Genomic DNA, 8,970 nt, shown 5'->3' on the forward strand with positions numbered 1-8,970 from the left:
GCCTCGAAGCGCAGGGCTGGCAGGTCGGCAGTGCCGACGACTTCCTCGGACTATCGGCGGAAGAATCGGCCTATGTGGATCTGCGGCTCCGATTGAGCGATGCGCTACGGGCGCAGCGCCAGCGACAACACCTGACCCAGGTCGAGTTGGCCCGGCGCATCAAGTCCAGTCAGTCGCGGGTCGCCAAGATGGAGGCGGGCGACGCGTCGGTTTCGCTGGATCTCCTGATCCGTTCGCTCCTTGCCTTGGGTGCCTCTAACCGCGATCTCGCCGAGGTAATCAACGGCGCAAGCGCCACGGTCGCTTAATGGCTGCGGGCCTTAGATCATAAATCCCGCCGCCGCAATGACCGCCTGCCGCAGGGCCAGACCGCCGTCATTGGTGGGCACCTGATGGTGGGTCAGGGGCTCGAGACCGCGCCGCCGCAGCCGTCGGCTGACCCCTTCCAACACCAACCGGTTCTGGAAGACCCCGCCGGACAGGGCGACCCGCGCGAGTCCCTGCGCCCCATTCGGCGGGTCGGGCCTCGCGCCCTACCCCGGCACGCGGCGGCTTGATGAGCGTGCGGGAATCCCGTATCTTGTGCGCCATGCATACGGTCATCGAAACGCCAACTTTTGCCAAGCAGGCCGATCAGATATGGAGCGAAGCCGAGCGGCTGGACTTCATCACCTGGATTGCTTGTCACCCGCCGACATTCCGGAGCGCAACACATGAGCACGATGCCACTGGAGCAGGTCGCACAGGCGATCGAAGCGGATGCCGGCGAGGAGATTCGCGGGCTGCGCGAATCGCTTGCCGAGATGGCCGCCGATGAGCGGGGGCGCACCTATACCCGGGAGCAGCTCGCCCTGCGCGCGGCCCGTACCGCCTTGGGCCTGTCCCAACCGGCCTTTGCCCGGCTGCTGCAAACCCCGGTCGGCACCGTGCGCGACTGGGAGCAAGGGCGCTTCCCACCCCCCGGCAGCGCGCTGCTGGTGGCACGGCTGGCGGTGGAACATCCGGAGGTGTTGCGGCCTTATGTCGCGGCCGGTTGATCGCTCGGCGCTGGCGGTCTCGCAACACCCTGCGGACAGCAGACGGCCCAGCGCACCCTGATCACGGCGCAGATGTTCGAGGTGAGGGGGACCCCCTTCGTGATCGCGCCTGACGGACGCATCCACCAGGCCCCGAAACGCCGCTTCCAGTGCCCCTATGCAAGCGCAAAGTCCGCCGCGCAGCGTCTTTGGGTAGGAGCGACCTCACCCCACCCAAGCCGCCGCAATGACCGCCTGCCCCAAGGCCAGACCGCCGTCATTGGTAGGCACCTGATGGTGCGTCAGGGGCTCGAAACCGCGCCGCCGCAGCCGCCGGCTGACCCCTTCCAACACCAACCGGTTCTGGAAGACCCCGCCGGACAGGGCGACCCGCGCGAGCCCCTGCGCCTGCGCCAGGTCCGCCGCCAGGTCCGCCACCGCGAGGCAGAAGCCCGCATGGAAACGGGCGCTGATCGGCCCCGGTGCAACCCCCGCCGCCAGGTCGTCGAACAGGCGGCACCACAGCGGGGCCGGGTCGAGCAGGGTGCCGCCGTCCCCCTCGATCAAGCCGCAGGCGTAGCCCTCCCCAACGCCCGCCGCCGCCGCGACCGCTCCCGTACTCCCGTACTCCCGTACTCCCGTACTTCCTGCGACCGCCAGTGACTCCAACTCGATCGCCGCCTGCCCCTCGTAGCTGATCCGCTCCGCACAGAGCCCCAGGGCCGCGGCCACGGCATCGAACAGGCGCCCGGCGGAGCTGGTCAGGGGCGCGTTGAGGCGGCGCTGCATCAGGGTGCGCAGCAGGGGCACCGGCCGTTCTTCCAACTGGCGGGCCAGTTCCAGGCCCGGCCAGCGGCGCCGGAACTCATCCCAGCCCAGGCACACCTCGATCTGGGCCACCAGGTTGCGCCAGGGCTCCAGGATGGCGCGGGTGCCGCCGGGCATGGGCACCGGCCGCAGCCAGCCGACCCGCTCGAAGCCGCGATAGTCGGCGACCAGGAACTCTCCGCCCCAGAGGGTCCCGTCCGTTCCGTAGCCCAGTCCGTCGAGCGCGATGCCGAGCACGGGGTCGCCGTCGAGCGGCCAGCCGTTGTCCGCCAGGACCGCGGCGCAATGGGCGTGGTGGTGCTGGACCTGGACCAGTTCCAGGCCCTCGCGCGCGGCCCGCCCGCGGCCGGTGAGGCTCGCGCGATAGTCCGGGTGCAGGTCGACCGCGATCCGCTCGGGGCGGTGCTCGAACAGCGCGAGATACAGATCGATGGTCCGCTCATACTCGCGGGCGGTGTTGGCCTCCTCCAGGTCACCCAGGTGCTGCGTCAGGATCGCCTGGCCGTCCTTGAGCAGACAGACCGTATTCTTGAGTTCGCCGCCCATGGCCAGCACCGGCGGGGCCTCCGCAAAACCGGGCGGCAGCCGGATGGGGCTGGGGGCATAGCCGCGGGCCCGCCGCAGCAGGCGCGGTGCGGCGTCCATCCAGCGTACCACCGAGTCGTCCACCCGGTTGACGATGGCCCGGTCGTGGAGCAGCACCAGGTCGGCGAGCCCGCCCAGGCGCCCCAGGGCCTCGTCGTTATCGACACACTGGGGCTCTTCGCTCAGGTTGCCGCTGGTCATCACCAGGGGGCGGTCCCAGTCGGCCAGCAGCAGCAGGTGCAGGGGGCTGTAGGGGAGCATGAAGCCCAGGGTGGATTGGCCCGGGGCCAGGTCGGGCGCCAGGGCCGGGACCGGCAGTCCCGCCAGTCGATCCAGCAGGACGACCGGCGCCGCCGGGCTCGCCAACAGGGCGGCCGGAGCCTCCCCCACCCGGCAGTAGCGCCGGATCACGTCCAGATCCCGCGCCATCAGGGCGAAGGGCTTGGCGAAGCGCCGCTTGCGTTGGCGCAACCGCGCCACCGCCGCCGCGTCCGCCGCGTCGCACGCCAGGTGGAAGCCGCCGATGCCCTTGATCGCCAGGATGCGTCCCTGGGCCAGGAGTCGGCTGGCCGCGGCGATGGCATCGCCGCCCGCCAGGTCGGCGGGGTCCAGCGCCCGGCCGGCCGCGTCCGCCAGCCAGACCCGGGGCCCGCAGACCGGACAGGCGTTGGGCTGGGCATGAAAGCGCCGGTCGGCCGGGTCGGCGTACTCGGCGGCGCAGGCCGGGCACTGCGCAAAGACCGCCATGCTGGTATTGGCGCGGTCATAGGGGATGGCGCGCACGATGGAGAGGCGCGGGCCGCAGTGGGTGCAGTTGGTGAAGGGGTAGCGGGAGCGGCGATCGGTCGGGTCCCGGACCTCGGTGGCGCAGGCGGCGCAGGTGGCCGCGTCTGCCGCCACCCCGGTGTGCGCGCCGGTGGCGGCGCTCGCGAGGATCAGGAATTGCGCCGGTTCCGGGGGCGGTAGGTCCAGGGCGCCGCGCTCGATCGCATCGATCCGCGCCAAGGGCGGGCACCGCGTGCGCAGCCGCTCGCAGAGCCGGTCGATCGCGTCCGTGCCGCCCGCGTCCGGCGCCCAGACGCGGATCAGCACCCCCTCGCCGTCGTTGCGCACGTCGCCGGTCAGCCCCAGATCGCGCGCCAGGCGCCAGACCGTGGGCCGGAAGCCCACCCCTTGCACCAGGCCGCGGACGCGGATGGTTTCAGCCACCGGGAATAGTGCTCCTGAGGAGCTTGAGATCGCGGTAGAAGTTCTCGTACACACCCAAGGCGCGCAGGACGCGCAGGTCCGGGGTCCACATGAGTACCCGGACCTCAGACACCGGGTTTGCCCTCGGGCACGAAGGGCTCCGCATCCGCCACGGGGACCATCCGTGACATGAGGATGTCGCGCACCAGGTCGATGGGCAGGTCCGGGTTGTCGAAGGCGGCGCGGCCGAGTTGGGCCCAGAACTCGATTTGCTGGGGGATGGAGCGGAACTCGGCCTTGGCGGCGGTACTCGCCGCTCTGTAGAGGTCGTCGCTGACGCGCACGGAGATGCTCATGGTGACTCCTGATGCGATCTACCACACTCGTAACAAACTGCATCATAGTGCGTTGCCGCGGCCGATCCAAGGTTTGCCGGGGCTCGGCAGCCGCAGCCGGGTACCGTGTAGGGTCCGCTGTGCGGACCGAATCCCGCGCGAATTCAGCCGCCGCACGGTCCGCACAGCGGACCCTACCCGGCTGGTGCCCTCTGGGATGATGCACGGCGGACCGACGCCGGGGCGGGACGCCCCGGCTCCCGTGCCTGAGAAACCGCGTGTCGGTCGCAAGGCTATTGTATTCTAATGGGACCGTCGCCCGCCCGCCGCGGTCCAGGCGCTGACCCGCGGGCAGGTCCGGCCGCCGCCTCAGGCAACCACGAGAGGAATATTGCGATGTCCGACACCCCCAAGACCCCTTCCGACGGCGGCCTGCCCGCCACCCCGGCACCAGCGGCCACGGCGGCGAACACGGGCCTGGACGCCATGCTGCAACCCTGGGGGCCGCTCGGGGAGTATCTGGTGGACGCCGCCCAGCGCACCGTCCTGTTCTGGGACGTGCTGCGGCGGCGCAGTGACCAGTACTACGAGCAAAAGGCCAAGGAGGTGCCCCATGTGCTCAGTTTCGGCTCCGAACTGATCCTCGACGGCCGCACCTTCGCGCGCCCGGTGAACTACGGGCTGGTGCGGGTCACGCCGCCCGAGGGGGTGGTCATCGATTCGCAGAAGCGCCCCTTCGTGGTGGTCGATCCACGCGCCGGGCACGGCCCCGGGATCGGCGGCTTCAAGGCCGACAGCGAGCTGGGCGTGGCGATGCGCGCCGGCCACCCCTGCTATTTCGTGGGCTTCACCCCCCACCCCATGCCCGGTCAGACGATCGAGGACATCGCGCGGGCGGAGGCGGTCTTCCTGGAGAAGGTCATCGAACTGCACCCGCAGGCCGAGGGCAAGCCCTGTGTCATCGGCAATTGCCAGGCTGGCTGGGCGGTGATGATGGTGGCCGCCATCCGCCCGGAGTTGTTCGGACCCATCATCATCCCGGGCTCACCCCTGTCCTACTGGGCCGGGGTCCAGGGCGAGAACCCGATGCGCTACTCCGGGGGGCTCGCCGGCGGCAGTTGGATGACGGCGCTGATGGGCGACCTGGGCGGCGGCCGGTTCGACGGCGCCTATCTGGTCAAGAACTTCGAGAACCTCAATCCCGCCAACACCCTCTGGACCAAGAACTATGACCTCTGGGCCAAGGTGGATACCGACGCCCAACGCTTCCTGGACTTCGAGAAGTGGTGGGGCGGGCACATCAACCTCAACGCCGAGGAGATGCAGTGGATCGTTGACCACCTGTTCGTCGGCAATCGGCTGGCCACCGCGGAGATCGTCACCAGCGACGGGGTGCGGGTCGACCTGCGCAACATCCGCTCGCCGATCCTGTGCTTCTGCTCCAAGGGCGACAACATCACCCCGCCCCCGCAGGCGCTCGGCTGGATCATCGACCTCTACGCGACGGACGAGGACCTGCGGGCCGCCGCCCAGACCATCGTCTACTCGGTCCACGACCACGTGGGGCACCTGGGCATCTTCGTCTCCGGCAGTGTCGCCAAGAAGGAGCACGATGAGTTTGCCTCCAACATCGACCTGATCGACGTGCTGCCGCCCGGCCTCTACGAGGCGGTGATGACCCCCAAGACCGCGGAGGCGGCCAATCCTGATCTGATCAGCGGCGACTGGATCGTCCGCTTCGAGCCGCGCACGCTCGCTGACATCCGGGTCATCGTCCAGCCCGACCCGGAGAACGAGCGCCGCTTCGCCACGGTGCAGCGGGTCTCCGAGATCAATCTCGGTCTGTATCGCACCCTGTTCCAGCCCTTCGTGCAGGCGCTCGGCGGGGCGCGGAGCGCCGGCCTGCTGCACCAGCTCAATCCGGCCGAGCTGCCCTTCGAGCTGTTCTCGGACCGTAACCCGCTGATGCAGCAGATCGCCAAACTGGCCGAGCAGGTGCGCGAGCAGCGTCGGCCGGCGGCGCCCGACAATCCCTTCCTGGCCTGGCAGGCGATGATCTCGGAGGGGATCGTGGCCGCGCTGGATGGTTATCGCGACCTGCGTGACCGCAGCATGGAGGAGCTGTTCCTGGGTATCTACGGTTCGCCCCTGCTGCAGGCCCTGGTCGGCATCCGCGCCACCGACACGCCGCCGCGGCGCCGACCGGGGCTGGAGCCGGAGCGGCTCACCTTCATCCAGAATCGCATCGGCGAACTCAAGGCGCGGCTCGCCCAGGGCGGCCTGCTCGAGGCCGCGATCCGCGGCCTGGTCTTTGTCGGCCTGGCCGGACCCGGGGTGGACGAGCGTGCCTTCAACGCCCTACGCAAGATCCGCGCCGCGCACGACGGGATGACGCTGGAGGAATTCAAACGGCTGCTGCGCGAGCAGTATTTCTCGCTCCTGCTCGACCAGGACGCGGCGCTGGCCGCGATCCCCACGATGCTGCCGGACGACGCCGCGGCACGGGCGCGGGCGCTCGCGCTGATCCGGCAGATCAGTTGCGCGGGCGGCGCGCTGGACGAGCATCGGGCCGCCCACCTGGCACAGATCGAGGCACTGTTCGCGCCCAAGACCAAGAAGGCGCCGGCGGGTGCACCGCGTGCGGGCAAGGCTGGCTGACCACCACTGACAACAGGACCCTCTTCATGCAACCGAAACCCGATAAGTACACGGGCCTGATCGCCCGCGCCCAGGCCCTGGAACCCGTCCTGGCCGCGGTCGCCCACCCCTGCGACGAGAGTTCCCTGACCGGGGCGGTCGAGGCCTTCAAGATGGGCATCTTGAGGCCGATCCTGGTCGGCCCGCGCGCCCGCATCACCGCCGTCGCGGCCCAGTTCAAGCTCGATATCTCCCAACTCGAACTGGTGGATACCCCCCACAGCCACGCCTCCGCGGACCTGGCGGTCCAACTGGTCCGCGAGGGCAAGGCCGAACTGCTGATGAAGGGCAGCCTGCACACCGACGAGCTCATGGGCGCGGTGGTGGCGTCCGCGACCGGCCTGCGGACCGAGCGGCGGATCAGCCACGCCTTCATCATGGACGTGCCGTCCCTGGACCGCGCGATCATCGTCACCGACGCGGCGATCAACATCTTCCCGACGCTGGAGGACAAGCTGCACATCGTGCAGAACGCCATCGATCTCGCCATCGCCCTGGGCTTTGAAAACCCCAAGGTCGCGATCCTCTCCGCCGTGGAGACGGTGAACCCCAAGATCCCGTCCACGGTGGAGGCCGCCGCCCTGTGCAAGATGGCCGACCGCCACCAGATCACCGGGGGCATCCTGGACGGCCCCCTGGCCCTGGACAACGCCATCGACCTCCTGGCGGCCCAGATCAAGGGGATCGACTCGCCGGTCGCGGGGCTCGCCGACATCCTGGTGGTCCCCGATCTGGAGGCCGGCAACATGCTGGCCAAGAGCCTGACCTTCATGGCCGACGCGGACGCGGCCGGCATCGTGCTCGGCGCCCGGGTGCCGATCGTCCTCACCAGCCGCGCCGACTCGGTCAAGGTGCGGTTGGCCTCCTGCGCGGTCGCGGCACTGGTGGTGCAGGCGCGGCGCGAGCACGCCAACAAGGCGGTGGTCGGATGAGCGACGCCATACTCGTTGTCAACGCGGGCTCCTCCAGCATCAAGTTCTCGGTCTTCCTGGATCGGTACGGGGAGCGGGCCATCGATCCCCTGCTGAGCGGACAGCTCGAAGGGGTCACGACCGCGCCCCGGTTCCGCGCCCGCGACGCGGCGGGGACCCTCGTCGCCGAGCAGCACTGGACGCAACCCCTGGGACACGACGGCGCCGTCGAGCACATCGCCGGCTTCCTGCGCGAGCCGCTCAGCGCGCACCGGCTTGCTGCCGTCGGGCATCGGGTGGTGCACGGCGGACTCGCGTTCGCGGCACCGGTACGGCTGACGCCCGCGATCGTCGCGCAGTTGGAGCAGCTCATCCCGCTGGCGCCCCTGCACCAGCCCCACAACCTGGCACCGATCAAGACGCTGCTGACCAACCACCCGAACCTGCCCCAGGTCGCCTGTTTCGACACCGCCTTCCATCGGGGTCAGACCGAGATCGCCCAGGCCTTCGCGCTGCCGCCCGTCATCACCGAGCGCGGCGTGCGGCGCTACGGCTTCCACGGTCTGTCCTATGAGTATGTCGCCAGCGTCCTGCCCGACTACGACGCCCGGGCGGCGCAGGGGCGCACCGTGGTCCTGCACCTGGGCAACGGCGCCAGCGCCTGCGCCATTGCGGACGGCAAGAGCGTGGCGAGCAGCATGGGGTTCACCGCGGTGGACGGGCTGCCGATGGGCACCCGCTGCGGCAACCTGGACCCGGGCGTCCTGCTCTACCTGATGGACCAGATGCAGATGGACGCCCGTGCCATCGAGAAGCTCATCTACAAAGAGTCCGGGCTGCTCGGCGTCTCGGGTGTCTCCAGCGACATGCGCACCCTGCTCGAATCGGCCGAGCCCCGGGCACAGTTCGCCATCGAGCTGTTCGTCTACCGCATCGCCCTCGCATTGGGCTCACTCGCCGCCGCCCTGGGCGGGCTCGACGCCATCATCTTCACCGCCGGCATCGGCGAGCACGCCGCCCCGATCCGCGAGCGCGTCTGCCGGGCCGCCGCCTGGCTCGGCGTGACGCTCGATCCCGCGGCGAACAACGCCGCCAAGGGCGCCGCCCGCATCAGCACGGCCGACAGCCGGACCGCGGCCTGGGTCATCCCCACCAATGAGGAGCTGATGATCGCGGGGCAAACGCGCGACCTGCTCAGCCGCCTCCCGTGATCGGCCCGGCGCCCGGCCTTGCGCGGGGCGGCTTGTTCCTCGTTGTCGGTTGCCTTGTCGTTGTCGTTGTCGTAATCGTAATCGTAATCGGAGAAGCCATGCAATTTGGCGTGCTAGAGAATCCCGGGTGCTACGATAGGCTCGACAACGACAACGACAACGACAACGACAACGACAACGACAACGACAACGACAACGA

The 8,970-nt window shown here is 69.7% G+C and carries 7 protein-coding genes and 1 pseudogene; 5 read left to right on the forward strand and 3 right to left on the reverse strand.

Annotation, left to right across the window (positions count from 1 at the left end; all coding sequences use genetic code 11):
* Positions 1-308: helix-turn-helix transcriptional regulator (locus tag QZY48_RS28340; RefSeq protein WP_295436995.1), on the forward strand; the 308-nt coding region annotated here is incomplete at its 5' end.
* 12 nt (positions 309-320) lie between these two features.
* On the opposite strand, the gene QZY48_RS28345 is transcribed toward QZY48_RS28340, so the two are convergent.
* A complete protein-coding gene (locus QZY48_RS28345; RefSeq protein WP_295436996.1) occupies positions 321-452 on the reverse strand; it encodes a hypothetical protein in 132 nt (43 codons plus the stop codon).
* Positions 453-713: 261 nt separating this feature from the next.
* On the opposite strand from QZY48_RS28345, the gene QZY48_RS28350 reads away from it, so the two are divergent.
* Complete coding sequence (locus QZY48_RS28350; RefSeq protein ID WP_295436997.1) at positions 714-1,037, forward strand: helix-turn-helix domain-containing protein; 324 nt, start codon at positions 714-716, stop codon at positions 1,035-1,037.
* A gap of 204 nt (positions 1,038-1,241) precedes the next feature.
* On the opposite strand, the gene hypF is transcribed toward QZY48_RS28350, so the two are convergent.
* Positions 1,242-3,638 carry a carbamoyltransferase HypF gene (gene hypF, locus QZY48_RS28355; RefSeq protein ID WP_295436998.1) on the reverse strand — a complete coding sequence of 799 codons (2,397 nt, stop codon included), beginning with the start codon at positions 3,636-3,638 and terminating at the stop codon, positions 1,242-1,244.
* A gap of 104 nt (positions 3,639-3,742) precedes the next feature.
* Positions 3,743-3,973 carry a hypothetical protein gene (locus tag QZY48_RS28360; RefSeq protein WP_295436999.1) on the reverse strand — a complete coding sequence of 77 codons (231 nt, stop codon included), beginning with the start codon at positions 3,971-3,973 and terminating at the stop codon, positions 3,743-3,745.
* 375 nt (positions 3,974-4,348) lie between these two features.
* Between QZY48_RS28360 and QZY48_RS28365 the strand changes: the two genes are divergently transcribed.
* The 3 genes and pseudogenes from QZY48_RS28365 (at position 4,349) to QZY48_RS28375 (ending at position 8,771) form a co-directional block, all read left to right on the forward strand.
* Positions 4,349-6,610 carry a DUF3141 domain-containing protein gene (locus QZY48_RS28365; protein WP_295437000.1) on the forward strand — a complete coding sequence of 754 codons (2,262 nt, stop codon included), beginning with the start codon at positions 4,349-4,351 and terminating at the stop codon, positions 6,608-6,610.
* Positions 6,611-6,645: 35 nt separating this feature from the next.
* Positions 6,646-7,581 (forward strand): annotated as a pseudogene (locus tag QZY48_RS28370) (phosphate acetyltransferase); the annotation flags it as partial.
* Positions 7,578-8,771, forward strand: a complete 1,194-nt coding sequence (locus QZY48_RS28375) for an acetate/propionate family kinase (RefSeq protein WP_295437001.1) — start codon at positions 7,578-7,580, stop codon at positions 8,769-8,771. The pseudogene QZY48_RS28370 and the gene QZY48_RS28375, both read left to right, overlap by 4 nt.
* Positions 8,772-8,970 lie beyond the last annotated feature (199 nt).

The sequence above is a fragment of the uncultured Thiodictyon sp. genome, from assembly GCF_903828115.1.
In the GTDB taxonomy this organism is placed as follows: domain Bacteria; phylum Pseudomonadota; class Gammaproteobacteria; order Chromatiales; family Chromatiaceae; genus Thiodictyon.